A 22,273-nucleotide genomic window follows, 5' to 3' on the forward strand; every position below is an offset into this window, starting at 1 on the left:
TTGCTCCTAACTTTCTTGACTCATCCAGTTTCTCAGGACGGAAACGGCTTCACCGGGGTAACTGTCAACGATGTCTTCAATTTTCTTGACGGAGGATGCTTTCACCTTGCCCTCAACCTGCTGCATATCAATCAGGCTGTCGTCCTCATCTTTCAGGGCCGGCGGTTCATATTCTTCACTGCCAAAATTCCCCGGCCCTTCCAGCGCCGGGTTGGCAACGCCACCCGCCAGCAGCTCTGCTTCAAAATCATCGTCAAGCTTTGGCCCTTCGGTTGTCAGCAACCGTCCGATCATGGGCTGCAGAACCAACAGGACAACAAGGATAATCATCAGGGCGACAATCACGACCTCAGCCGCGTCCAGAAGATCGTCGCGCTCGAAACCAAACAGCAGGTTCAGATCAAGAGCAACATCTTCGGCTTCGATATCGGCGAATTGCATATTGACGATTTCAAGCGTATCGCCCCGGTCTTCATCGTAACCAATGGCGGAACTGACAAGCGCTTTAATTTGTTCGATCTGTTCTTCGGAGCGTGGGGCGTATGTCCGGTTACCGTCTTCATCGGTCGTGTAGGTACCGTCGATCAGAACCGCAACGGATAACTTATTCACTTCGCCGACCTCACGCACCATGTTGCGGACGGTCTTGCTGATTTCATAGTTCGTCGTTTCTTCGATCCTGTTGCTTTCAAGCGCTGGTTTCGGATCAACGAACAGGTCGCCGGCAATCCCGGGCAGGTTGTTCTGAACGGATACATCGCCCGACGGCGGTTCACGTTCGACGTTATTTTCCTCGACGACCTGCGAGGAACGGACGACCTGTGTTTCCGGATCATACAGTTCTTCGTTGGTGCTGATGCGGTCGAAGTTCAGGTCTGCGGTGATGTGTGCGCGAACGTGGCCATAGCCGACAATCCGTCCGACAATATCTTCAACCGCGCGGGTCAGGCGCTGCTCGTAATTGCGGCGCATCTCTTCGGCCTTCAGGGTCATCAGCGTATCTTCGCTGTCACCGCCGCGGGCCAGCAGGTTGCCGTTACTGTCGATGATGGATACCGTGTCCGGCTTGAGTTGTGGCACAGCGGAGGAGACGAGGGATTGCACGGACAAAATCTGTTCGCGGGAAAGCGTCGCGCCGGGGCGCTGGGCGATAAAGACGCTGGCGCTGGCGGGCTGACTGTCGCGGCTGAACAGCTCACGTTGCGGCAAAACCAGATGAACGCGGGCGCTGCGCACAGGGTCGAGGGAGCTGATCGTGCGGGCCAGCTCACCCTCCAGCGCGCGGACCTGATTGATGTTTTGCACGAAATTCGTTGTGCCAAAACCGGTCTGGCTGTCGAAAAGCTCATAGCCCATAGAGCCGCCATTCGGGAGTCCTTCTTCAGCCAGCAGCATGCGCGCCCGGCTGACATCGTCTTCCGGAACCTTGATGCGCAGCCCGTCGGGGGACAGGTCGTACGGGATTTCGTTTTCGTCAAGTTTGGCGGCAATCGCCGAAGAGTCGATGCTGGACAGGTCGCTGTAAAGCAGCTTCATTTCGCCGGTAGAAACGCGCATTGAAACAAATACAAAAAATAGCAAAAGCCCTACGAGAACGCCGCCCAGGATAGCCATTCGTCCGGGGCCGAGTTGCTTCATTGTCTCAAGAAAACTGTTCACAGGGACCAACCTTTATTATCTGTTTAAATTACGCCCGGCCATCTCGGGGAAGAGGGTGGCGCGCGCGTCGAAGACGGCGGAAAGGACGAGACGTTCACCTTGGTGTGAAAGGTGGTTGAATCTCGGCTCCCCTGAATATTATAAAGCTTTTTTTAATGTTTTTCCACAGCCAACTGTCATAAGAAAAATAGAGGATAAGTGTTTGGCGTTTATCAGAAAACTTGACTTTTGACAGTTGTCATAGTAAAATGATAATAGGTTAGTGTACCATTAGTGTACATGGGTTTATAAAACGGTTAGTGATATGTTGGAAGCTGTTAATTCAGTATTACAGAACGCGCCGCTGGTTCGGGGAAATGCCGAGCAGGTAAGTGCTGTTGAATCCTACGCCGCCAACCCCGATCGGGTGCAAAAGGTGGCGCAGGCTCCCTATGTTAGCCCCTATATTCATGTTGATCTGAACTACGACAAGGCCGTTCTGCAAATTCGCGACTCGGATACAGGCGATGTCTTGAACCAGTTCCCGTCGCAAAAACGTCTGGAAGCGCTGGCGCGCGATGCGGCCCGTCAGGCATCCGTATCACCGTCTCCGAAAAAGCAGGAGGAAAGCGCACAGGCTTATGTTGAGAAGACGCAGCCGCGGCAGCAGGCTCAATCCGCTCCGCAAGCGCAACCGGCGCCGCAGCAGCAAGTTTCTTCGCAGCAAATTGCCGCGTTTGAAGCCGCTTCACATGCCGGACAGTCAACCGGCGGCGATGTGACGGTCCTCGCATAAATAATCGACCATATAAAAAAGCAAACCGCCGCTGTTAAACGGCGGTTTTTTTATGTGGCAGAGCAGGGGGGCTATTTAACCTCTTCGGCCTCTTTTTGACGGGTCATCAGACCGGCGGCGATTTCCTGATTGATCTCGATCAGGATATTGAGCTTTGTCTTTTCCGGTGCCGCCAGAATATCCAGCGTATGGTTGAAAATAAAAACGCCCAGATTGGCAATATTGTTACGGAGAGCGAGCGGGCGCTCCGGGCTATCATCTTCCATAGCGGTGTCGACAAACATCATCCATATCTGGCGGTTGTAATTTAACACGTCGTTCAGCTCTTCCGGATCGACGCTGTCCCAGCGTTTTTGTAAATCCTGAAAGGCATTAGCCGCTTTGAGCAAAACACGCGCCTCAACCTCCCGCTGATCGGGGGTGTGGGCCTGTGCATGCTGTCCATACGCTCCGGCGGCGGCGGCGTGCGGATTATGCGGTTGTCCGGGATTGCTGCTTTTTGACATTTTCAATCAATTCTTCTTCGTGGTGGATGAGTTCGCGGGCTTCTTTCAGGGCTTTATAATAATGCCCCTCGATGATGTGATCGCTCATTTTCATGACGAACAGGGTGATGGTCGGGGCCGCATCCTGCACTTCCTTGACCAGTTTGAAAAACTTGTCGTGGTAATCGCTGGGGCGCCGGGCCAGATACATGCACTGGACCAGAAAATAGATTTTTTTGCACGGCGTGTCGGCGTCTTCCTCTTTCATGACGTCTTTTTCGCGCATGATCGGGGAGTTACCGGAAATGTGCAGGCGTGTGCGTTGGTCGTCATTGGTGATGACGGCATCGCCGACCAGAACTTTTTCACCGGGTTTGAGATCGATAATCAGAGCCATAGGACTTCTTCCTTTCTGTCAGAGCGCAGGACTTCTTCCTTCAAAGCAATATATAATGATTCTATCACGGAAATAGTAAAGATTCCATGGACAAAAAAGGACTTTATTCCAAAACGCGCACAACAAAAAACGGCGGGAAAAACCCGCCGTTTTGAATTCGTTATATTGGTATTCCCCGGCCCGATTAGAACAGTCGCAGGATGGACTGTTGCGACTGGGATGCCAACGCCAGAGACGTAACACCCAATTGCTGGCGGGTTTGCAGAGCCAGCAGTTTCGCGCCTTCCTCGTTCTGGTCGGCCACGGTCAGCTTGTCGGCACCTTCCGTCAGCGTGTTGATGACTTCGTTGGTGAAGTCTTCACGCGTCTGGATGATCGCCAAATCGTTCGACAGCGTATTCCCGAAGGCCCGGACAGCTTCCAGAGCGCCGCGGATTTCATCGGCCGCCGAGTCAACGATCGAGCTGTTGGCAAACGTGGTTTCCGTGATCCCCAGACCATCGGCGGAGAAATCAACCCCTTGCGTGGTCAGGGAGCTGGAACGCAGTTCGTTGAAGAACGTTACCAGGTCATCGCCTTGCAGCAGGTTCGTACCGCGGTAGTTCGAGTCAACAACCAACCGGTCAATCTGGGTCCGGACTTCGTTATAGTCCGCCGCCAGAGATTCCAGCTTGGCGCTACCGGTACTGAAGGCGTACACGCGATCTTGCTGGTTCCCGGCCCCTGTTGTGGCCAATGGATCAAGAGCACCCGTATCATCACCAAAACCAAGATTGAAATCAGTTGCCGCAGCGCCCGTAACAGAGATCTCAACAAAATCAGTGTCACCCGAAATTGATTTAATCTTCAACTGCCCGGTTTGGCCATCAAATTCAGCACTGATCAATTCATTAACATTGGCGTCCTGATTGACGGCATCCACCAAATCTTGGAAAGTTTCAGTGCCCGCCAGAGGGCCAAAGGTAATGGTGTTCGTGCCATTGACGGAAATGCTAATTGAATCACCGGCAGCAAGGCCACCGAGGATTTGAGTGCCGTCAGCATTATCATAAGTTCCTGTTAACAGGTCGCCAGCTTCCGCCAGATCTCCTGCTGCCTCATAAATGGAAACAGAACTCAACTCTTTGCCGGCAACGATTGTCGCGGCGGCCAGTGTGTTACCGGCACCGTCCAGTTCGTTTGCAAACTGGGTTGTGAAGCCCAGATCGGCAAAGCCGTTCAATGTCGTTGCTTGTACGGCGCTGTTATCAACAACCCGGAAGGTTTGTCCGTCCGTGCTGTAGATATCCAGGAAACCATCATCAGTAACCCGGGCTTCGATTTCACCGTTCTGGTTATCGGCAAACGCGTTGGTAATCTGGGCTGCCAAAGATTCAGCGGTATCACCGGCATTGATCGTGATGGTTTCACTCACCAAAATGCCGTCACTGCCAACAACGTTGATGTCGAACTGGGCGCCAGCTGTAATGTTAGCCAGTGACGTCAGGTCGGATACGTTGCTCAGGTCCGTCGAACCGGTTACACGTGCTTCCCCTTCGGAGGCGAGCAACTCGTCCCGGGCGGAGTTCACGATTGATTCGGCTTGTTCAACCAGTTTGGTCAAGCCCGTCACACCTTTGTCCGCGGTCTGAATGGTCTGGATCGACTGACCGATACCGTCGAGAAGACGGGTCAAGTCGCCGGCCCGGTTATTCAGGGATTGTGCGGCAAAGAAGTTCTGGGGGTTATCCAGAGCGGAATTGACTTTACGCCCGGTTGCCAAACGGAACTGGGTGGTGTCAATGCTTCTCTGGGTGGATTGCAGGCTGAGAAGGTTATTCCTCAACGCTGCGGTCAATACAACATCAGAAGTCATATGGGATCTCCTTTCCTAAGGTTCTGATCTACATAAAGTATGCGTCGGAATCCTCCCGACAATTTCAATTATAGTATCACATCCCTTAACAAAGTGTTTAAAAATTTCCGGGCTGTCCCCATTAATTTTTAAAAAGCCGGAAATAGAGAGGGCGCGGCGGCGAGAGATCCTGTCTCAAGCCCGTCCGCGCCCTGGGTGCTACGGTGGTGCCTTTATCCTAAAGACCTACCGCAGTCTTAATAAGTCTTCCGTCATCTGGTCGACGGTGTTGATGACCCGCGTGTTGGCGGAGAACGCCCGCTGCGCGACGATCAGCTTGGCAAACTCGTCGGCAAGATCAACGTTCGAGGCCTCGACCGTGGAGGGCTCAAGGAAACCCGCGCCGCCGCTTCCGGCTTCACGCAAGTTGTCCTCACCCGATTCGTCGGTCTCGCTGTAAGCCGTACCGGAAACTTCCTGCAGGCCGTTCATGTTCGCGAAGGTGACCAGCGGCACTTTATAAAGGTCGGCCGTGGCTCCGTTCGAAAACCGGGCGACGATGATACCGTCACGCGTGATTTCGACCCCGGTCCGCAGGCCCAGTTCGGCCCCGTTCTGGTCAGAGAAAATCACGTCATAGTTACCGGCGAATTGGCTGAAACGCTCGACATCAATATTAATGTCCTGCAAATCGGCCCCGTTGCCCCAGTTGATGTTGCTGAGCTCGATGTCAACATTACCGTTGGCGTCGGCTGCGGCATTCAGCGTCCCGTCCCCGGCAAAGTTCATCAGGCCTTGTGTCAGCGTCGACCCATCCGGGTGCATGACGGTTACTTCCCACCAGCCTTGCGTGTTTGGGTTGGTGACGTTGCTGAACGTCGGGAAGTCGGTCTGGCCGGGATAGGTCGTATACGGACCGCTCAGCTCTGCTTCCGGATCGTAAGTATACGGAGTCCCCGGCGTTACGGGGTCGGTGAACAAGTTGAGTGTGCTCAGGCCCGAGATCGGTGTGCCGGTAACATCGGCAAATTGCAGGGAAGCCGTCGGGTCGACAGTCTGGAAGACGATTCGGCCATTGCCGTTCAGGTGTGCTTCCAGAACGCCGCCGCCGGGGCCGCCGAACTGGTTGTTGATGTCGCTAATCAGTTCGCCAACCGTCGTAACGGTGACGTCCCCACCGGCAGCCACGCCCATGTCATACGTCCGCGTGTCTGCACCAACGGTAATACTGAACTGGTCTCCCGCTGCGATACCGGCAAGCAACGCCGGATCGGTCAGGGACGTATCCAGATCAAGACCGGCGGCCTGCGTCGTCGCATGGGCCATCGGGCCGGTGATTTTCCGATATTCGAAGGTCAGCGTCTGGGATGATCCCAAAGCGTCAAAGACCGTCAGCCCCCGCGAGAAGTGCGCTTGCTGGTTCGTGATCGGCAGGGCCGAGCTGGTCGTGAAAACATGTGAGTTATAGTCTTCCTGATCGGCGTCGAGGTTCAGGGATATCTCTGCCGTGCTTGTCGGACGGGTCAGACCGCCAAGGAAGGCCACGTCTGCCGGGACAAGCGATGTCAGGTCACCCTGGTTGGCAGGCAGGCCACCGTTGGCGTCAATCGGCCAGGCATACAAGACAAAGCCGGCCGTATTCCGCAGAAGACCTTGCGAGTCCTCGCTGAAGGAACCGCTCCGTGTGTACAGGAACTCTTGCTGGATACCGGTATCCCGTTTAACGGCAAACATCCCGTTCCCGGAAATCGCCGCATCCGTTGCCGAAGAGGTCTGGGTAATCGGACCTTGCTGGTCGACGCGCTGCACCCGGTTGACCGAAACGGTCCCCGGTGAGTATGTCGACAAACGGCTTTCCGTCGTGACAAGTGAGAAAAAGCTGGCTTCCGAGCGTTTGAAGCCTGTTGTGTTGACGTTAGCGATGTTGTTCGAAATCATTGCCGTTGCCTGGGATTGTGCCCCCAGACCCGATACGCCGGTGAAAAGTGATCCAAATAAGCTCATGGTTAGCCTCCTTTTTTAAAAATCAGTAATGTCTCAAGTAGTTTCAGTTGTTTGGTTGTTGGTTAAGCTGCCTGTTGTTCTTCCGCGGGAACTTCCGCATCATCTGCGGCGGTTTCCGTTGGCAAAGTTGCGTTGATGATCGAGTTGAGGGGCACGGCCCGCTCGCCGATCAGCAGGAAAATCACGCCGTTTTGGGATTCAATCCCCCGGACGCGCCCGGAAACGACCGTCGATGTATCAATGACATTGCCATCCGGGTCGAGCGCGTCGATCTGAACGGAATATGTGCCCGGCTCGACCGTGCCGCCGCCGCTGTGGCTGCCATCCCAGAACATTTCATGGCTGCCGATGGACGTCGGCGCATCGTCCGAATAGACCAGCTCCCCGGACTCATTATAAATGTACATTTTTGCGCTATAGGCGTCTTCGCTCATGGCGTAGGTAATTTTGGCATCGCTGGTCCCGTCATAGGCGAATTCGTTGCCCAGATAACTGGCATCCATGCCGACATAGCCCAGCGCCACGGATGAAATGCTGCCCAGTTGCAGCGCCAGCATGTCGTCGAGTTTCTGGTTGGTGTTGATGGATTGCTCGACCTGGCTGAACTGAACCAGCTGGTTGGTAAATTCCGTTGAATCCATCGGTGACAAAGGATCCTGGTTTTGCAGCTGCGTCGTCAGCAAGGTCAGGAAGTCGCTAAAGTCATTGGCCAGCGTAATCGATTGCTGTTGTGTTTGCTGGGCGTTCGCCAGTGTATTTGTCAAAGTTACATCAGAAGTCATTTTCCTAATCTCCTGTAATTAAACGACAAAGTCGTATCTCGTTAACCCCGTTTCCGGGTCGGTGTACCAATCCACCGTCGCTTCAATCATCAGCGTTTCACTATCATCGCCCGCGCCGTTTCCATGGCCGCCATAAGCTTCGCCGTTATGGCCGCCGTCACCGCCCTGATGGAAAAGGTTGCCATCTTGCGCCAGCTCAAAGCTCAGGCTGCTGCCGTCGGCGTCTATGCCGGCGTTTTGCAGGGCACGCTCAAGGACATGGGAATCACGCTGGAGCATCATGTATGTTTCTGGTTTTTCTATGACCATGTGGGTCTTCATGGTTTTGTCGTTGCCCAGCTTCATCCGGATTTCAACGCGGCCCAGATCGGGCGGATCAAGCTGCAGGGTCAGGGTCTTGCTTTCACCATTCCCGGACGCTTTCTGCAAAGTAGCGGCCACAAGCTGCGTTGCCGGGTGCGGCGCGCCGGCCTGTCCGGCATGCATGGCCATACTGGTCAGGCCCGCCGGTCCGTTCAGTGTCAATGTGCCGGCGGTGGCCGAGGCTTGCTCGGTGGCCCATGGCAGCCCGTCGGGATAAATGCTTTGCCAGAAGGACGCATCCATCAACAAGTCGGAAGACGTTCCGTTTTGGACAGCTTGTTGAAAACTGCTCAGCCCGGCCCCGGTTTTTTGAGTGGTCGTCGCCATTTTTTCAGCGCCGCTGGTATTCGGCATACGGCCGGATATCTCTTGCTGCGCCTGTTCCAGAACCTTTAGAATCTTGTCAAAGGAACGCGATGACAGAGGATCTTCGCTACCCCCGTCTTCACCGATAACCAGACTGTTAAGCCGGGCGGCCAGATCACCGTCTTCTGTTGCTGTTTCCGAGGTCTGATCCCCGGCGGCTGTCGGAGCAGGGGTGGGGGAGGCCGCCGCCGATGCAATCGTGCCCCGCGGTAAAAAGACAGCTTCGCGTTTGGCTTGCGGCGGCAGGATCTGGACCAGAACGAGCATATATCCTTGCTCTGGCGTCGTGTCATCCTGTGTTTGTAATTGTTCAATAATAGAGGCCAGATCTGCCGGGCTTTTGCCTGTGGCGATCAGGGCGGGAAGAGCTTCGCTGGATGTTTTGTTATCAATCGTCATGGAAAAGTCCGGCGCGACGTCCTGCACCAGTTTTTCAATCTGTTTGGAGGAAATAACAACGGTTTTGGCTCCGTTTTCCTGTGGCTGGCCCTGTAGAAGGCTCGCCAGAATATCCATCAGCTTTTTATGACGGTTTTCACAACCGGTTTGATCCGGACAGGAGGATTGAGCCGCTGCCGTTTCTATGGCGTCGATCATATCAACAGGCACAGCCGTTTGCTGGACGGTGTTGCTATCAAGCACACTACTATCAAGAACAACATGGGCCGGAATGATATCCGTATCGCTCAATGCGCTCAGGTCAATATCTGCATTTGCGGCGCTGCCTTCTTTTTTATTATCGCCGGCTTGCTGGGTCGCCAGCAGCCGCGCAAAAATCAGGTCGGCAAAACTGGAACCGGGGGCGATAGCCGCAAAGACACCCTGTCCGCCTGTGGCGGATTGGGGGCCGCCGGGGGTGTTCTTCCCCCCGGTCTGTACTTGCTGTGTGTATAAGACGTTGATGTCCATATTAATAAGGCTCCTGTTTAGGCACTTTCGTTGATGCCGATGGAAACGCGGCCCGTATGTTCTTCCAGTTGTCCCGATGCGCCGTATTTGACGCGTTCCTGCCGGGCGGCCTTGCGGGCGGAACTCATAATCCGGTTGCTCAGACGCTCGACACCTTTGCGCGTGCGCTCCAGTGCTTTCAGGTTTTCGGCGGTCAGCTCGGAAAACTCGGCCTGCATGTCAGCCAGCTGCCGCCGCAAACCGGGGTCAAGGCTGGCCAGTTCGGCGCGCCGTTTCATAAGTTGCTCGGTGCCGGACTGGTAACGGTGGGCCGTTTCTATTTTTTTATCCTGCAGGGACATGAACATCTTGGTTTTGCCTTCTTTTAAGGCTTCATTTTCCTCGATGAAAACCCGGCGCATGGCGTCGATGGTCTCCATCATTTCCTGCATGGCCCGGTTAGGGTCGCGGGACAGGATAAACGCCTCTGCTTTTGACGGTTTATTTCTCGGCTGCTGCAGATTTTTTTCTGTCGTCATGGTTACACCTCCCTGTTGTCGTTTTTGTACATTTGGTTGTAGTTCAGCCGTGCGATCCGGCCGAGTTCCGTCTGGGCTTTTTCCAGGCGGTTGATGATGTCGGGCGTAAGCCGCCCTTTGAAATTTTTAGCCTTTGCATGGAACTCCGTGGCCGCGGCGTCATAACGGATCGTGGCCAGCTCTTTCTCGGACTGCACCGCCATAAAGGCAATCGAGTCGTTGGAAACCAGCGCGCGGTTTTCCTCATCCATCAGGCATGCCAGCTTTTCCGTCAGCATCAGCATCTGCTGGGCCGCCTGCATCGGGTCGCGGGGCAGGGCTGTGGTCTGATCGTTTGCTGTTACCGGCGCTGTGTTTTGTCGGATCATTTCTGTGCGGTCTCCTGTATGCGTATAAGTTCAGCCTTGACGTGCTCGGCAATCCCGACGCCGCCTTTGTCGGCCAGCATCTTGCCGTATTCCTGAAGCATCATGCCTTTGAATATTTCTTCGCCTTTGCCGCCGCCGAACATCGGATCGGGTTCCATCGTGCCTTCGAACATCGGTTTCAGCATTTCGGACAAAAACACGGCCTCGAACTCTTGGGCGGCTTCCTCGATTTTCTCGAGGTTTTTGATGTCGTTCGTACCCTTGGTTTTCTGGACAGCTTTCCCGATGTCGGCTTGCGAAGCCGTCATCAGCGCTATCTGGGTATCGGGTGTCATCAAATCGTTCATGGTCTTTTTACGTCCTTATAATCTTACAAACTCGAAATCTCGGCCTGCAGCGCCCCGGCGGCCTTGATCGCCTGCAAAATGGTGATCGTGTCGCGCGGGGCCACGCCCAGCCGGTTCAGGCCGGTCACCAGATCCTGCAGGGTTACGCCGGAGTCTAGGATCGCCAGGTCAACATTGTCGCCTTGGTTGATTTCGATATCGGTGCGCGGCACCACAACGGTTTCGCCTTGCGCGGCAAACGGGTTGGGCTGCGAGACCTGCGGTGTTTCGGTGATTTTGATCGTCAGGTTTCCTTGCGCGATGGCTACGGTGCTGACCCGGACATCGGCGCCCATGACAATCACACCGGAGCGCTCGTCTATCACGACGCGGGCGACCTGATCGGGCTGAACGGGCAGTTGTTCAATATCGGTAATCAAGTCGACAATCGTTCCTTTGAAACCGCCGGGCAGGCTCAGTTTAACGCTGCCGGAATTCTCAGCCTTGGCCGCGGATGTCGACAAAAAGCCGTTAATGGCGCGGGCAATCCGCCGGGCGGTGGTGAAATCGGGATTCTTCAGGGCCAGACGCACTTGTCTGAAATCCTCAAGGTTAAAGTCGATTTCCCGTTCGACAATCGCGCCTTCGGCAATGCGGCCCGATGTCGGGATGTTCTTGATAAAGGTCGCCGAATCACCTTCGGCGGAAAAACCGGCGATCGTTACTGATCCCTGAGCAACGGCGTAAACTTCGCCGTCTGCGCCCATCAACGGCGTTACCAGCAGCGTGCCACCCTGCAGGCTTTCGGCGTCGCCAAGGGCTGATACCGCAATATCAATTTTGGAGCCCTGATTGGTGAAAGGGGGCAGGGTCGCGGTAACCATGACAGCGGCGACGTTGCCGGTATTCAGATTTTCCCCTTTAATATTGACGCCCAGACGCTCCAGCATGGCGGTCAGCGATTGTTTGGTGAACGGGGCGTTGTTCAGGCTGTCGCCCGTGCCGTTAAGCCCGACCACAAGGCCATAGCCAACCAACATGTTTTCCCGCACGCCTTCGATGTCGACAATATCCTTGATCCGCGTCGTTTTGGCCTGTGCGGCTGCCGGGAAAAAGGCGCAGGCCACCAGAGCGAGAGCGATCAAAGCGCTCAATACCCGGCGGCTTTTTTTGTTGTTCGTCATGCCCGTCACTGTTTTCATGTCGTTCGCCATTCTTTTTTGTCTTTCATGACATTGATCCGAAAAGTCCCTTGCGAAGATCGTGCCAGTTTTTGTTAAAAGAAAAATCATTTAAAATCAGTGTGTTATCTGGGCGGCGTCCTGCGTGGCCCTTGTGCGGGAGGACGAAGTGACCGCTTTTGACGGGGCAAAATAAGGGCGCCGGGAAAATTTTGCCTGTTATGAGGAATAGGAAGGGGGCATGGTAAAAAAGCCTCTCTTGACCGTTTGGGTATCACGGGTGATACTCAACGCCGTACAGACGAGGGATTATCACGTCATGAAAATCGAAGGTCCGAAACAGACTCAATCAACTAAATCAACGGGAAGCGCCAAAAAAACATCGGCGGCGGACAAGGCGCGCTTTAGCGAAATGATGGCGGCGGCCTCTGGCGGAGCCTCGGAAACAGGCGCAACGCAGTCGATCGCGTCGATGGATGCATTGCTGGCGGTGCAGGGGGCCGAAGATCCTACGGCGCGGGCGGCAAAGCGGCGGATGAAGGCACGTGCCGATGATTTGTTGCAAGAGCTGGATCGGATCCGTATGGGGCTGCTAAACGGTAATCTGACGGTTGGTCACGTTATTGATATTGCCGATGTCGTTGCCTCTCACCGGGAAAAAATCACAGATCCGCGAATGACCGCCATTCTGGATGAAATTGACCTGCGCGCCCAGATTGAAATCGCAAAAATGCGTAAAGCGTTGGATAATCAAAACGGATGAACTATTTATGCTTGCTTGCCGGGGTTTAAATACCTATATTCGCCCGGCAAAATTTTGTTTTCTTATTTAATAAACGGGGTTTTAAGTTATGGCATCGGAAAAAAGCGTGATCGTCCCGCCGGATTATGATCCGACCAAGGATAAAGGCGACTATATGAATCCGGTTATGCTGGAATATTTCCGGTTAAAACTGATCCGCTGGCGCGAAGAGCTGTTGCGGGAATCGTCTGAAACGATCCAGAACACATTGCAGGGCACTGAACTGCAAAAGCCTGATCTGGCGGACCGTGCATCGGCGGAAACCGATCATGCGCTGGAACTGCGGACCCGTGACCGGGAGCGTAAGCTGATTAACAAGATTAACGACGCGCTCGACCGGGTGGAAGACGGGGAATACGGCTATTGCGAGGAAACCGGCGAACCGATTGGCGCTGCCCGTCTTGATGCGCGGCCTGTTGCCACATTGAGTCTGGAAGCGCAGGAGCGCCATGAGCGTCTCGAAAAAACGCACCGGGATGAATAGCTAACGGGCTTTTCCTGATAAAAAAAATCAAAAAAGAACCGGCCTTTGGGGCCGGTTTTTTAGTGTTAGGGTAGAGTGGGGTAAAGTGTTGTGTATGATTGGATTAGAAGGGGAAAACGATATCGTAAAGCTGTTGGCCGTAACGGGGCTGCTGAACATCCGTAAGCTGTCCTTCGCCGCCATAGACAATCCGCGCCTCGGCAATCTGTTCATGAGAAATGGAGTTGTCGGTGGAAATATCTTCCGGACGAATCACGCCGGCGATCATCAAAATTCGTTTTTCAAAATTGACCCGGACTTCCTGTTTGCCCTGAATGACCATGTTGCCGTTCGGTAGAATCTGGGTCACGATAGCGGCTAGCTCAACTTTTACATCCTCTTGCCGGTCGACGGTGCCTTCGCCCTTGTGGCCGGAGTCGGCATCCATGCCAACCAGGTTTGCCGGGTCAATGGCCTGCGGCAGGACACGGTTCAGGCTCGATTCGATCCCCAGCAGATTATCCATCCCGGCATTTTCGCTGCTGGTGCGTTTGCGTTCGGTCTTGTTATCAAGCTGCGCTTCATCTTTGATGTCGACCATAACCGTCAGAATATCGCCGACTTCCTTGGCGCGTTGATCTTTGAAGAAACCTTTACGGTCCGAGGCCCACAGGGAATTCGGCTGCTTACTGACAGACTTCGGCGCCGGCATCGGCATGCTGACAGGCTGGTAATCGGCTTGCAGCTGCGGATTTTCGATGGCGCTCATATCCGGTGCCTTACCGACATTTTGTATCCGGTCCAGAGAACCGCAGGCTGTCAGCGTGGTGCTGGCGGCCAGCGCCAGAATAAGATTTCTGTATGTTACTTTCATCGTTTGTTGAGTCATGGAACCCACTCCTGTTTTTTTACCGTTGTTACTGGGACGCAATAGTCACTTCCTGTGGTCCGGATACGAACCCCTCGACCGTCCGGTTGCTGGCAAGATTAACAACGCGGATCAGATCACCTACAGCGCCATTCTGCATGGCCTTGCCACGGGCCGTCAGGTTTAACGGACCTTCTTTGTAAACCAGCGTAATCTTTGCGCCGCGTTCGACGACTTCCGGGTGTATAAGCTCACCGGCCCGCAGGGGCTGACCGCTCAAGGCCATGCGGCGCGGGGTCATGCCCAGCAAGTCGTCTTCGTTCAAAAGAACGTCGTGCTGAAGGTCTTTTTCCCGCACGTCCAGCCATGTGATATCAGCCTGCCCGATAATATCATCCTGACGCATGACGTTTTTCAAAACGGGGACGGAGACCATGCGCTCAATCTGGCCGGTGACGGTCATTTCGCTTTCCGGGTGTTCGCGTGACGGCGCGGCCAGCCGGGCTTCAAAACGACCTTTTTGAGCGTCATAGCGTAAATCGGCAATCTCAAGGCTGACCGGCATGTGCCCCGGCAAAATCATTTCCGGAGGATTGGCCATGTCATAGGCCAGGTTGAAATGCCCTTGAAGCCCTTGATCGTGCAGGGATTGCTCAATCGCTTCGCTAATAACCGTTGTGTTGATTAGGGTCGCAGACCGGCGGACGGTAACTTGTTCGGCGGTGCTGCTGGGCTGCCACGGCAAATCGAGGGCGGCGGCAATCCGGTACAGGGTCCGGGCGTTTAAGACCATCTCTTGGCCGGGCTGCGGCGCCGGACCGAGAGGGTAGGAGGCCTTGGTGTCCGGCAGGCCTTCAAACAGATCACCAACCGTCAAAACGTCTTTCGTGACGACAGCCGTATGTTTCAGGCTGGCGGCCAGCACCGTCCGGGCGCCGGCAAAAAGGAAGATCAATCCCAGCGTCACAGACAGGGTCAACACAATCAACCTGAATGTTAAATCAACTGTCTTAGTAATTGTTACGCTTTCCATTTTTTACACTCCCTTATCTACGGATGGGTGGGCTGTTTTCCTTAACGCAACTGCGTTACGGTTTGCAGCATTTCGTCACTGGTCGTGATAATGTTCGAGTTCATTTCGTAGGCGCGTTGCGCCGTAATCAGTTGCGTAATTTCCTCGACCACATTGACGTTGGAACTTTCCAGAGCGCCTTGGCGGATAGCGGCAAAATTTTCCGTGTTCGGTGTGCCGACAGTCGGCGTTCCTGACCCTTCGGTTTCGACGAACAAGTTATCACCAATGGCTTCCAGCCCGGCCGGATTTACGAACGTGGCAATGTCAATTTGCCCTAGGTTGGACAAGGCAACTTGCCCGGAAATCTGCGCGAAAACTTCGCCGCTTTCGTTGATTTCCACGGCAATCGCATCATCGGGAACCACGATGTTCGGCTCCAGTTGATAACCCTGCGTGGTGACGATTTCCCCGTCCTGATTAATCTGGAAGACGCCGGAACGCGTGTAAGCGGTGTCGCCGTCCGGCATGGTAATCTGGAAGAATCCGTCGCCGGTCAGCGCCAGATCCAGAGGATTTTCAGTCATTTGCAGCGGCCCTTGTTCGTGAATGCGGTAAACCGACCCGACCCGGACCCCCAGACCAAGCTGCAGGCCGGAAGGCAGGATTGTGCCGACATCCGAGGATTGCGATCCGGGGCGGCTGAGGTTCTGATAGATCAGATCCTTGAAATCCACGCGCTGGCGTTTATGGCCGGTCGTGGTCATGTTGGCGATGTTGTTGGAAATCACATCGACATTCATTTGCTGGGCTAACATGCCCGTTGCACCGATATCCAGAGATCTCATTGTCTATACTCCTGTTATCTTCCTGTTAAATCGTATTGATCCTTAGCTGACTCGTGACAGTTTCTGGATCATGTTTCGTTGCCGCTCATGTTCGTCGGATAAAATCTTTTGCGTTTGCTGGTAGGCGCGCAGGACGTCGATCATCCGCGTCATTTCCAATACCGCTTTCACGTTTGAACCTTCGAGCATACCTTGCATAACGGACGTGTTCTCCGCCGGGATACCTGCGCCGTCCGGCGCTTTGTACAGCCCGTTGCCGGTCGCTTCCAGGTCTTGCTGGTTATCAAATTCGGTCACCATGATCTGGCCGAGATCACCTTCGCTGGTGCTGATCGTGCCGTCATGTCCGATTTTCAGATCGGTGGAGCCTTCCGGGATGATGATCGGACCGCCGCCGGAGCCGGCCACCAGGTTTCCAGCCCCGGTAACCAGTTCGCCATTAACGTTGATCTGGAAATTTCCGGCGCGGGTGTACATGATCCCGTTGTTGGTCTGAACACCGATGAACCCCGGCCCTTGCAGGGAAACATCAAGTGGATTGCCGGTGAATTGCATCGGTCCGGCTTCGGTTGATTGGAACTGGCCGTAATCCTCGACCATCGACAGCGGATCGGTGTTGCCTTTGGGGTCGGACAAATATTCGGTGAAGACCATATTTTGTGCACGGTATCCTGGCGTCGACATGTTGGCGACGTTGTTGGCGATAATGTCCATATTGGCCCTTAAGGCCACCTGTCGGGACAATCCTACATAAATACTGTTTTCCATGGCATTCTTACCCACTGGCCGTTGTTGTCTTGTTGTCTGGCGGTAAATACATGCCGCCGGGAAAAGACAATGCACTCCCCATGCCAAAGTATTAAATTGTTTTAAAACAATATGTTATAGAGGTGCTGGTTGCGGATTTTTACAGGATACGGAAAATTGTGACAGGGCGTAATGGGCTTCCCGGCAAAAAATGCCCGCATATTTTTAACGGGCCGTAATTCGTTATATTTCCGGGAAAAGTGGGGATAAGTTCTCGCGTCTTGAGACAATGGCCGGGATTTTGTTATTATTGTTCATAAAATTAACTGCGTACGCGTATGTCTGTGTTAGAATTGACAAGAGTTTCAGGAGAGCGAACAGATGGCTGAAGAAAACCAGCGAGAAGACGAAGACGACACCGGTGTATCCGAAGAGGGCGAAGGGGCCGACGGTGAAGAAGAAGGCGCGGGCGGTGGTCTGAATGCCAAAAAAATTGTTCTGATCGTCGTTTTGCCGCTTTTCCTTTTATTAGGCGCGGGCGGCGGCCTTTATTTTTCCGGCATGCTGGATAGTGTTCTGGGCGGCGGCTCCGAGGAAGAGCAAACGGCCGATGCGGGGCATGGCGATGAAGGCGGACATGGCGGTGGCCACGGTGGTGAACACGGCGCAAAAGGAAATGCGACAGGCGCCCATTTCCTTGAAATCCCCAATATGACGGTCAATATTCAAGACACCGGCGGGCAGACACGTTATCTGCGTTTGACGGTGCAGCTTGAACTGGCCAGTGAAGAAGACCGGGCCGGTGTCGAGGCTGTGATGCCGCGGGTGGTCGATCAATTCCAGACCTATCTGCGGGAGCTGCATGTTCGTGACTTGCGCGGGTCGGCCGGTATTTACAGGTTACAGATGGAGTTGTTGTCGCGGGTGAACGCTGCGGCGTACCCGATCGAGGTCAAGGATGTGCTGTTTCAGGAAATCCTGATACAATAAAGGCATATGGCACACTATATGCAAGAGACGAAATTAATACGGTCTGACAGCAGGAAAAAAAGGACTTATGGCTGAAACCGAAGAAATGAGCGCTGAAGAAAAAGCCATGGCCGAGGAATGGGAGTCCATGGCCGAGGGCGACGGTGCCGATGCGACGCCTGAATTTGACGGTGGCGGCGGTGACGATACCAGTGCGCGAATTCTAAACCAGGAAGAAATCGACAGTCTTCTCGGTTTTGATGATGATCTGAGCGGCGGTGACGAAGCCTCGGGGATTATGGCGCTGATTAATTCGGCCATGGTCAACTATGAACGCCTGCCGATGCTCGATATTGTCTTCGACCGTCTGGTGCGTTTGATGTCGACATCGTTGCGTAATCTGACGTCGGATAACGTTGAGGTCAGCCTCGATCAGGTTTCGACCGTCCGTTTCGGCGACTATATGAATTCTATCCCGCTGCCGGCCATGCTGTCTGTTTTCAAGGCCGAAGAATGGGACAATAACGGCCTTTTGGTGGTGGATAGCGCGCTAATCTATTCTATCGTCGATGTGCTGCTGGGCGGCCGAAAGGGAACGCCCGCCATCCGCGTTGAAGGGCGTCCCTATACGACAATCGAAACCAAGCTGGTGGAGCGCATGGTCGGCGTATCGCTGAGCGATCTGTCATCGGCTTTTGATCCGTTGTCACCGGTCAGCTTTTCTCTCGACCGGATGGAAACCAACCCGCGTTTTGCGACGATTACGCAAAGCGGCAATGCCTGCGTTCTGGCGCGGCTGCGCGTCGATATGGGGGACCGCGGCGGCCGGATTGAAATCCTGATCCCGTATGCGACGCTGGAGCCGATCCGGGAATTGCTGCTCCAGATGTTCATGGGGGAGAAATTCGGACGGGACTCGATCTGGGAAAACCACTTGACGCAAGAGCTCTATAAAACCGATGTCCAGCTACAGGCTGTCTTGGGCGAACAAACTGTGTCTCTTGATGATATGCTGAACTGGCAGGTCGGAACGCAGATCATGTTTAACACCCGGATAGAAGACGAACTGGAATTACGGTGTGGCCATTTCCCGATGTTCAAAGGCCCGGTTGGCCAGAAACAGGGAAATATTGCTGTCCGTATTGAGCGCTACATCCCACCGGACAAGGAAGGGCAATCCTGATGGGGGCTGTGATTTCCATGATTCTGGACGGCATGGTCCTGATATTGCTGGCGGCGACGATTTTTTTTGCCGCGCGCCTGTCTCTCCACTTGAAGGTATTCCGGCAAAGCCGCAAAGATCTCGATAAGCTTCTGGCCAGCCTGTCCGACAGTATTACCCGTGCCGAAAAAGCGATTGAGGGCATGCATGAAGCGGCCCGTGAGTCTGGCCGGGATATGCAGGGACTTATGGATGATGCCAAGGCACAGGCCGATGAATTGCAACTCATGACCGAGGCCGGCAATGCATTGGCTGGTCGTCTTGAAGCGCTGGCCGAACGAAATCGGCAGCCCTCTGCGCGGCAGGATCGTGACGAAACGGATATGTTCCGGTCCGAAGAAGACTTTGCACAGGCACCCTCAATCCCTAAAAAACACCGGAAGCCCCCCGTTGAAAGCCTTTCCAGAGGACGCAGCGTCTCCGGATTTGCGATCCGTGATCCTGAATTTGACCGGGGGGAAATGAACGAATCTAAAACCGCCGGCAATGATAGCGAGGAAGAAGCGGCCTTTGCCGAAACGCTTCATAGCCGGGCAGAGAGAGAATTGTACGAGGCTTTGCACGGCGGCGGTAAAAAATCGGGGACAAGAGGAACAGCATGAGATTATACGACCGGTTAAGGGTGTTGCCGCTTCTTGTTATTGTCGCTTTTATGTCCTTTGTTATACGGATAGGCGATATGACCATCGGGATTAGCCATTCCGGCACGGCCTATGCCCAGCATGAAGTCGATGTCGAAACGCCGCCGCTGGACGAAGGTCACGTGGCCGCGGAAGCCGGCGGGAGTGATATGGCGGCTGACGAGGGCGCGGACACGCATGAAAACCCGGTAGATGAACTGGTGAACGAAGACACCGCCGAAAAAATAGAATGGAAAGATGCCGTCGATACGGACTTTGTTTATTCAGGCGTTCAGGAAGAATTGTACCGCGATTTAATGCGCCGCCGGGAGGGGCTGGACAAGCAGGAGAAAACGCTGGCCATGCGGGAAGCTCTGTTGCAGGCGGCTGAACGGGAAGTGGATCAGAAACTGCGTGAACTGGAAGTCATCCGCAACGAGATTCAGGAATTGCTGCAGCGCCAGTCCGACGAGGAAGAAGCGCGCATTAACAGCCTGGTTAAGATATACGAAGGTATGAAAGCCAAAGACGCTGCCCGGATATTTAACACGCTGGACACAGAAGTCTTGTTGAACGTTATGTCCCGGATGTCCGAGCGAAAATCAGCGCCAATTCTGGCCGAAATGGACGCGGAACGCGCCCGGTCTATTACCATTCTTCTGGCTCAGCAAAAACGCCTTCCCACCTTGCCGCCACGATAGCCGTCCATGACGCGCCCCCAATGTTTAAACCCCTTGTGTTTTTTTAAAATAAAATTAGGAAATACAGTTCATAATACTTCGTTCGTATGATAATTTATTCAGTAGAAATATTTTGATTATTTTTGAATTGTGAGGGGATTGCCGTGTCTGTTGATACCAATATGAACGTTCTGATTGTAGACGATTACAAAACGATGTTGCGTATTATTAAGAACCTTCTGGCGCAGCTGGGGTTTCGCAATGTTGATGAGGCAACTGACGGAACCATGGCCTTGTCGCTGATGAAGAACAAAAAATACGGTCTGGTGATTTCCGACTGGAATATGGAACCGATGACAGGTCTTGAATTACTGAAAACGCTGCGGGCCAGTAACACCAACAATGCCGCCGTTCCGTTTATTATGATTACGGCTGAAAGCAAAACGGAAAACGTTATCGCCGCCAAACAGGCCGGCGTGAACAACTATATCGTCAAGCCGTTCAATGCCGAGACGCTAAAACAGAAAATTTCTGCAGTTTTGGGTGATTTCTAAGGGTTTTAAGAGATTTTTTAGAGCCTCCCTTGAATGAAAAGTAACGGAATGGAAAAATAGATGGATGGTCTTAAAGAGATGAAGGGATATCAGCGCGATCAGGTTATAAAGATTATCAATTCGGTAATCGAAAAAGTTCATGAAGCTGATGGCGTGGCTATCGGCGGCCTGTTTGAGCAGCTCAGGGAATTGAAGGATATCGTAGAGGACGCGCGCCGGGAAATCAGCGTAGCCAATCCTTCGGAAATACAATCCAAACATATCCCCAGCGCTTCTGACGAACTGGATGCGGTTGTCGCCGCGACAGAAAAAGCGACCGGGACGATCATGGATTCATGCGAAGCCATTCAGGGTCATCTGGATGAGATGAGCGCAGAAACAGCCGGCGTCGTCGAAGAGCATGTAACCAAAATCTATGAAGCCTGTTCCTTTCAGGATATCACCGGCCAGCGCATCTCAAAGGTTATCAACTCTCTGAAAGCCATTGATGAAAAGGTAACGGCTTTGTTGAATATCTTTGGTCATGAGCCGGCTTCTGAAACGGTCGAAGACGAAGTGCAGGGCGACGCCGCTTTGCTGAATGGGCCGCAGATGCCCGATCAGGCGATTTCACAGGATGAAATTGACCGTTTGCTGGCGGAATTTGACTAAGGGGCCGACTCTTTTCCGCCTGTATTGATCTCTTGTCTTGAAACGTTCATAGTAGAGAAAGCAGCGGCCCGGTGGGTTTGAGGCTTCTTCTGTCAGGATTATCGGAGGTCCCAATGAAATCAAGGCGACGTACAGCCAGTACCGGAACCGAGGGCAGTGGTTCCAGCCAGATCATGGGGCTGTCCTTGTTCATCATGCTGTTGGCCTTTTTTATTGTGTTGAATGCCATTTCCACATTCGAAGAAGACCGCGTGCGTCCGACGATGAACAGTATCGAACGGGCTTTTGCCACAAAAATCGCAGCGGAAGAGGATAAAAAACCGTCTGTGGTTGACGGGCAGAACCTTTCTATTCAACAAGGCAGTACGGTTGACCGTCTGGAAGCTTTGTTTGCCGCACATATTCCCTCTCATGATGCTGTGGTGCAAAACGAACGGGGCGAAATGTACGTCAGGGTTCCCCTTGATGAATTCGAGGCGGCCTTTGTGCAAACGGACCAGAAATCGACAGATATGAGAGGCCGGTTTATCACCACAATGGCGGCTCTGATGATGTCTGCGGATCAGGGGCGTCAGTACCGGATGGATATGCTGGCAGAGGTCAATGATGACCCGGCCCGGCTTCAAAACGAGAAACCCCAGGAAACCAAGGCATTGATGATGAGGATGGCGGCGATTGCCGGTGCCATGGAAGAGATCGGGTTGCCCCGGCGTTATATCAGCATTGGTTTGCGTCAGGGCAAGGCTGGATATGTAGAGATTCATTTCCGGTTACACGAGCCATACTCTCCTGTTGACGAAAACGGGATCGTTCAGGAACGCAGCGATGAGAGCGGAACATGAGCATAAAAGGCGGATATAATAAGGGGCC

At 53.7% G+C, this 22,273-nt stretch carries 25 protein-coding genes; 10 read left to right on the top strand and 15 right to left on the bottom strand.

Annotation, left to right across the window (positions count from 1 at the left end; translation table 11 throughout):
- Positions 1-6 precede the first annotated feature (6 nt).
- Entirely contained in the window at positions 7-1,659 is a 1,653-nt protein-coding gene (gene fliF / locus H6868_05220; protein MCB9988722.1) for a flagellar M-ring protein FliF, read from the bottom strand.
- A gap of 415 nt (positions 1,660-2,074) precedes the next feature.
- Here fliF and H6868_05225 point away from each other — a divergent pair, with 415 nt between their 5' ends.
- Positions 2,075-2,434, top strand: coding sequence for a hypothetical protein (locus H6868_05225; GenBank protein ID MCB9988723.1), 360 nt, complete (start codon positions 2,075-2,077; stop codon positions 2,432-2,434).
- 71 nt (positions 2,435-2,505) lie between these two features.
- Here H6868_05225 and flaF read toward each other — a convergent pair whose 3' ends face one another.
- The 10 genes from flaF to H6868_05275 all read right to left on the bottom strand — a co-directional run bounded on the left by flaF (position 2,506) and on the right by H6868_05275 (position 11,970).
- Positions 2,506-2,940: a flagellar biosynthesis regulator FlaF gene (gene flaF, locus H6868_05230; GenBank protein ID MCB9988724.1), complete on the bottom strand. Its 435-nt coding sequence runs from the start codon at positions 2,938-2,940 to the stop codon at positions 2,506-2,508.
- Positions 2,906-3,316, bottom strand: coding sequence for a flagellar biosynthesis repressor FlbT (locus H6868_05235; protein ID MCB9988725.1), 411 nt, complete (start codon positions 3,314-3,316; stop codon positions 2,906-2,908). The genes flaF and H6868_05235 overlap by 35 nt, the downstream gene beginning before the upstream one ends.
- A 184-nt stretch (positions 3,317-3,500) precedes the next feature.
- A complete protein-coding gene (locus tag H6868_05240; protein ID MCB9988726.1) occupies positions 3,501-5,171 on the bottom strand; it encodes a flagellin in 1,671 nt (556 codons plus the stop codon).
- Positions 5,172-5,396: 225 nt separating this feature from the next.
- A complete protein-coding gene (locus H6868_05245; protein MCB9988727.1) occupies positions 5,397-7,154 on the bottom strand; it encodes a flagellar hook-basal body complex protein in 1,758 nt (585 codons plus the stop codon).
- A gap of 62 nt (positions 7,155-7,216) precedes the next feature.
- Positions 7,217-7,936 carry a flagellar hook capping family protein gene (locus tag H6868_05250; GenBank protein MCB9988728.1) on the bottom strand — a complete coding sequence of 240 codons (720 nt, stop codon included), beginning with the start codon at positions 7,934-7,936 and terminating at the stop codon, positions 7,217-7,219.
- Between the two features lie 18 nt (positions 7,937-7,954).
- Positions 7,955-9,574, bottom strand: coding sequence for a flagellar hook-length control protein FliK (locus H6868_05255; GenBank protein MCB9988729.1), 1,620 nt, complete (start codon positions 9,572-9,574; stop codon positions 7,955-7,957).
- 17 nt (positions 9,575-9,591) lie between these two features.
- Complete coding sequence (locus tag H6868_05260; GenBank protein MCB9988730.1) at positions 9,592-10,092, bottom strand: flagellar protein FlgN; 501 nt, start codon at positions 10,090-10,092, stop codon at positions 9,592-9,594.
- A gap of 2 nt (positions 10,093-10,094) precedes the next feature.
- Positions 10,095-10,460: a hypothetical protein gene (locus H6868_05265; protein MCB9988731.1), complete on the bottom strand. Its 366-nt coding sequence runs from the start codon at positions 10,458-10,460 to the stop codon at positions 10,095-10,097.
- Positions 10,457-10,807, bottom strand: a complete 351-nt coding sequence (locus H6868_05270) for a rod-binding protein (GenBank protein MCB9988732.1) — start codon at positions 10,805-10,807, stop codon at positions 10,457-10,459. Before H6868_05270 ends, H6868_05265 begins: the two co-directional genes overlap by 4 nt.
- Positions 10,808-10,830: 23 nt before the next feature.
- Entirely contained in the window at positions 10,831-11,970 is a 1,140-nt protein-coding gene (locus H6868_05275; protein ID MCB9988733.1) for a flagellar basal body P-ring protein FlgI, read from the bottom strand.
- 316 nt (positions 11,971-12,286) lie between these two features.
- Here H6868_05275 and H6868_05280 point away from each other — a divergent pair, with 316 nt between their 5' ends.
- Together H6868_05280 and dksA are read left to right on the top strand one after the other, a co-directional pair.
- On the top strand, positions 12,287-12,730 hold the full coding sequence (locus H6868_05280; GenBank protein ID MCB9988734.1) for a flagellar assembly protein FliX: 444 nt from the start codon (positions 12,287-12,289) through the stop codon (positions 12,728-12,730).
- 88 nt (positions 12,731-12,818) lie between these two features.
- Entirely contained in the window at positions 12,819-13,253 is a 435-nt protein-coding gene (dksA, locus tag H6868_05285) for an RNA polymerase-binding protein DksA (GenBank protein ID MCB9988735.1), read from the top strand.
- Positions 13,254-13,356: 103 nt separating this feature from the next.
- On the opposite strand, the gene H6868_05290 is transcribed toward dksA, so the two are convergent.
- The 4 genes from H6868_05290 to flgF are packed head-to-tail and all read right to left on the bottom strand — an operon-like array spanning position 13,357 to position 16,728.
- A complete protein-coding gene (locus H6868_05290) occupies positions 13,357-14,106 on the bottom strand; it encodes a flagellar basal body L-ring protein FlgH (GenBank protein ID MCB9988736.1) in 750 nt (249 codons plus the stop codon).
- A gap of 43 nt (positions 14,107-14,149) precedes the next feature.
- The gene (flgA, locus tag H6868_05295) at positions 14,150-15,133 is read right to left on the bottom strand and encodes a flagellar basal body P-ring formation protein FlgA (protein ID MCB9988737.1); all 984 of its coding nucleotides are present in this window, start codon (positions 15,131-15,133) and stop codon (positions 14,150-14,152) included.
- A gap of 41 nt (positions 15,134-15,174) precedes the next feature.
- Entirely contained in the window at positions 15,175-15,960 is a 786-nt protein-coding gene (flgG, locus tag H6868_05300; protein ID MCB9988738.1) for a flagellar basal-body rod protein FlgG, read from the bottom strand.
- Between the two features lie 42 nt (positions 15,961-16,002).
- Positions 16,003-16,728: a flagellar basal-body rod protein FlgF gene (gene flgF, locus H6868_05305; protein MCB9988739.1), complete on the bottom strand. Its 726-nt coding sequence runs from the start codon at positions 16,726-16,728 to the stop codon at positions 16,003-16,005.
- A 360-nt stretch (positions 16,729-17,088) separates the two neighbouring features.
- On the opposite strand from flgF, the gene H6868_05310 reads away from it, so the two are divergent.
- The 7 genes from H6868_05310 (at position 17,089) to H6868_05340 (ending at position 22,245) form a co-directional block, all read left to right on the top strand.
- Positions 17,089-17,697 carry a flagellar basal body-associated FliL family protein gene (locus H6868_05310; protein MCB9988740.1) on the top strand — a complete coding sequence of 203 codons (609 nt, stop codon included), beginning with the start codon at positions 17,089-17,091 and terminating at the stop codon, positions 17,695-17,697.
- 67 nt (positions 17,698-17,764) lie between these two features.
- Positions 17,765-18,859, top strand: coding sequence for a flagellar motor switch protein FliM (fliM, locus tag H6868_05315; protein ID MCB9988741.1), 1,095 nt, complete (start codon positions 17,765-17,767; stop codon positions 18,857-18,859).
- Positions 18,859-19,500 (top strand): hypothetical protein, encoded by a 642-nt coding sequence (locus tag H6868_05320; GenBank protein ID MCB9988742.1) that lies wholly within the window; start codon positions 18,859-18,861, stop codon positions 19,498-19,500. Before fliM ends, H6868_05320 begins: the two co-directional genes overlap by 1 nt.
- On the top strand, positions 19,497-20,219 hold the full coding sequence (locus H6868_05325) for a MotE family protein (GenBank protein ID MCB9988743.1): 723 nt from the start codon (positions 19,497-19,499) through the stop codon (positions 20,217-20,219). The genes H6868_05320 and H6868_05325 overlap by 4 nt, the downstream gene beginning before the upstream one ends.
- Before the next feature lie 143 nt (positions 20,220-20,362).
- Entirely contained in the window at positions 20,363-20,752 is a 390-nt protein-coding gene (locus tag H6868_05330; GenBank protein ID MCB9988744.1) for a response regulator, read from the top strand.
- Between the two features lie 78 nt (positions 20,753-20,830).
- Positions 20,831-21,403 (top strand): protein phosphatase CheZ, encoded by a 573-nt coding sequence (locus H6868_05335; GenBank protein ID MCB9988745.1) that lies wholly within the window; start codon positions 20,831-20,833, stop codon positions 21,401-21,403.
- Between the two features lie 113 nt (positions 21,404-21,516).
- The gene (locus tag H6868_05340; protein ID MCB9988746.1) at positions 21,517-22,245 is read left to right on the top strand and encodes a hypothetical protein; all 729 of its coding nucleotides are present in this window, start codon (positions 21,517-21,519) and stop codon (positions 22,243-22,245) included.
- The last annotated feature ends 28 nt before the right edge of the window (positions 22,246-22,273 follow it).

It is taken from the genome of Rhodospirillales bacterium (assembly GCA_020638175.1).
In the GTDB taxonomy this organism is placed as follows: domain Bacteria; phylum Pseudomonadota; class Alphaproteobacteria; order Micavibrionales; family Micavibrionaceae; genus JACKJA01.

What these genes read in the sequence shown, in the direction of transcription:
- flaF (MCB9988724.1), bottom strand. Translation starts at nt 2,940, where the DNA reads ATGTCAAAAAGCAGCAATCCCGGACAACCGCATAATCCGCACGCCGCC.
- H6868_05235 (MCB9988725.1), bottom strand. Translation starts at nt 3,316, where the DNA reads ATGGCTCTGATTATCGATCTCAAACCCGGTGAAAAAGTTCTGGTCGGC.
- H6868_05240 (MCB9988726.1), bottom strand. Translation starts at nt 5,171, where the DNA reads ATGACTTCTGATGTTGTATTGACCGCAGCGTTGAGGAATAACCTTCTC.
- H6868_05245 (MCB9988727.1), bottom strand. Translation starts at nt 7,154, where the DNA reads ATGAGCTTATTTGGATCACTTTTCACCGGCGTATCGGGTCTGGGGGCA.
- H6868_05250 (MCB9988728.1), bottom strand. Translation starts at nt 7,936, where the DNA reads ATGACTTCTGATGTAACTTTGACAAATACACTGGCGAACGCCCAGCAA.
- H6868_05255 (MCB9988729.1), bottom strand. Translation starts at nt 9,574, where the DNA reads ATGGACATCAACGTCTTATACACACAGCAAGTACAGACCGGGGGGAAG.
- H6868_05260 (MCB9988730.1), bottom strand. Translation starts at nt 10,092, where the DNA reads ATGACGACAGAAAAAAATCTGCAGCAGCCGAGAAATAAACCGTCAAAA.
- H6868_05265 (MCB9988731.1), bottom strand. Translation starts at nt 10,460, where the DNA reads ATGATCCGACAAAACACAGCGCCGGTAACAGCAAACGATCAGACCACA.
- H6868_05270 (MCB9988732.1), bottom strand. Translation starts at nt 10,807, where the DNA reads ATGAACGATTTGATGACACCCGATACCCAGATAGCGCTGATGACGGCT.
- H6868_05275 (MCB9988733.1), bottom strand. Translation starts at nt 11,970, where the DNA reads ATGACGAACAACAAAAAAAGCCGCCGGGTATTGAGCGCTTTGATCGCT.
- H6868_05280 (MCB9988734.1), top strand. Translation starts at nt 12,287, where the DNA reads ATGAAAATCGAAGGTCCGAAACAGACTCAATCAACTAAATCAACGGGA.
- dksA (MCB9988735.1), top strand. Translation starts at nt 12,819, where the DNA reads ATGGCATCGGAAAAAAGCGTGATCGTCCCGCCGGATTATGATCCGACC.
- H6868_05290 (MCB9988736.1), bottom strand. Translation starts at nt 14,106, where the DNA reads ATGAAAGTAACATACAGAAATCTTATTCTGGCGCTGGCCGCCAGCACC.
- flgA (MCB9988737.1), bottom strand. Translation starts at nt 15,133, where the DNA reads ATGGAAAGCGTAACAATTACTAAGACAGTTGATTTAACATTCAGGTTG.
- flgG (MCB9988738.1), bottom strand. Translation starts at nt 15,960, where the DNA reads ATGAGATCTCTGGATATCGGTGCAACGGGCATGTTAGCCCAGCAAATG.
- flgF (MCB9988739.1), bottom strand. Translation starts at nt 16,728, where the DNA reads ATGGAAAACAGTATTTATGTAGGATTGTCCCGACAGGTGGCCTTAAGG.
- H6868_05310 (MCB9988740.1), top strand. Translation starts at nt 17,089, where the DNA reads ATGGCTGAAGAAAACCAGCGAGAAGACGAAGACGACACCGGTGTATCC.
- fliM (MCB9988741.1), top strand. Translation starts at nt 17,765, where the DNA reads ATGGCTGAAACCGAAGAAATGAGCGCTGAAGAAAAAGCCATGGCCGAG.
- H6868_05320 (MCB9988742.1), top strand. Translation starts at nt 18,859, where the DNA reads ATGGGGGCTGTGATTTCCATGATTCTGGACGGCATGGTCCTGATATTG.
- H6868_05325 (MCB9988743.1), top strand. Translation starts at nt 19,497, where the DNA reads ATGAGATTATACGACCGGTTAAGGGTGTTGCCGCTTCTTGTTATTGTC.
- H6868_05335 (MCB9988745.1), top strand. Translation starts at nt 20,831, where the DNA reads ATGAAGGGATATCAGCGCGATCAGGTTATAAAGATTATCAATTCGGTA.
- H6868_05340 (MCB9988746.1), top strand. Translation starts at nt 21,517, where the DNA reads ATGAAATCAAGGCGACGTACAGCCAGTACCGGAACCGAGGGCAGTGGT.